The 1,358-nt window shown below is 70.5% G+C and carries 3 protein-coding genes; 2 read left to right on the plus strand and 1 reads right to left on the minus strand.

Going from position 1 to position 1,358, the window contains the following annotated elements; translation table 11 throughout:
* Positions 1-186 (minus strand): FadR/GntR family transcriptional regulator (locus tag ACOADB_RS02415; protein WP_378596316.1); only part of this gene is annotated, 186 nt, incomplete at its 3' end.
* A 79-nt stretch (positions 187-265) separates the two neighbouring features.
* Here ACOADB_RS02415 and ACOADB_RS02420 point away from each other — a divergent pair.
* Entirely contained in the window at positions 266-1,009 is a 744-nt protein-coding gene (locus ACOADB_RS02420) for an SURF1 family protein (RefSeq protein ID WP_378596317.1), read from the plus strand.
* Positions 1,006-1,341: a DUF3817 domain-containing protein gene (locus tag ACOADB_RS02425; protein WP_378596318.1), complete on the plus strand. Its 336-nt coding sequence runs from the start codon at positions 1,006-1,008 to the stop codon at positions 1,339-1,341. The genes ACOADB_RS02420 and ACOADB_RS02425 overlap by 4 nt, the downstream gene beginning before the upstream one ends.
* Positions 1,342-1,358 lie beyond the last annotated feature (17 nt).

Here is a 1,358-nt window from a genome sequence, read left to right on the forward strand (position 1 = left end):
GCCGGTCTGTCCGATCCGCTGGAGCGCCTCGCGGACCGCGGGCCGGGAGATGCCGAGCACCTCGGCCAGCCGGCGTTCGCTCGGGAGGGCTTCGCCGACGGCGATCTCGCCGTCGACAACGTCGTCGACCAGCTGGTCGAAGACCTGATCGGACACGGAGCGGCGGGTGACGGGTCGCAGGGCCATGACAGGACCGTAAGCCGGATGTGGCCAACTGGTCAAGTGGTCAGACCAGTACGCTTCAAGTGTGGTCCAGGAGTCGAGAGTGCGCCCCTGGAGCCCGCGTCTGCTGGGCGCCCACCTGCTCGCCCTGGTCTGCATCGCGTTCGCCGCCGGCATGGGCCTGTGGCAGTACGACGCCTGGCAGGAACGGCGCGCGGCCGAACGGGTCGACCTGACCGAGGCCGAGCCGGTGCCACTGACCGACGTCCTCGGACCCGACCAGCCCTTCCAGACCGCCGGACTCGGGCGCCCCGTGGAGGTGCGCGGCACCTTCCTGGCGGAGGGCACCGTGCTCGTCTCCGACCGCGAGAGCGCCGACGGCAAGCCGGGCCGCTGGCTGGTCACGCCGATCAGCGTGGGTGCGCCCGGTGCGCCCGCCGTACCCGTCGTGCGCGGCTGGGTCCCCGCCGACACTGCGATCGAGGACCTGCCACCGCCGCCGTCGGGAGAGGTCGACGTCCTCGGCTGGCTCCAGCCCACGGAGGCAGCGGGCGAGCCCGACGACGACCCGAAGGACGCCATCGTCCCCGCGCTGCGGATCGCCGACCTGCTCCAGCTCCTCGACGAGGACCAGGACCTCTATGAGGCCTACGTCGTCACCGAGGAGCCGTTGGCCACCGACCTCGCCGACGGCGTCACCGCGGCCACGCTCGACCAGCTCCCGCCCGCCAGCCGGTTCACCGGTCTGCGCAACATCCTCTACGCGATCGAGTGGTGGGTGTTCGCTGCGTTCGCGGGGTTCCTGTGGTGGCGCTACGTGCGCGACGCCGTACGCTCGCAGTCGTGACCAAGCTCTTCAACACCTACCGCGTGCTCGCCCTCGTGGTCGGCGTACTTCTCGTCATCGGCACCCTCGGCTCCGTCCTGAAGTACCTGCTCGAGGACGGCAGCGGACTGCAGCAGTTCGGCGACGACCTGACGCCGATCTGGCTGGTGCACGGGTGGATCTACATGGTCTACGTCGCCGTGGCGTTCGTGCTCACGCAGAAGGCCCGCTGGACGCTGCCGCAGTTCGGCCTGATGATGATCGCCGGCCTGATCCCCGGTCTGATCTTCTGGGTCGAGCGCCGTGTGGCCGACCGCCTGCGCGAGGAACACCCCGAGCTCGTCAGCTCCTGAGAAGGGTGCCTGCTCGC

It is taken from the genome of Nocardioides sp. CPCC 206348, assembly GCF_048654705.1.
In the GTDB taxonomy this organism is placed as follows: Bacteria; Actinomycetota; Actinomycetes; order Propionibacteriales; family Nocardioidaceae; genus Nocardioides.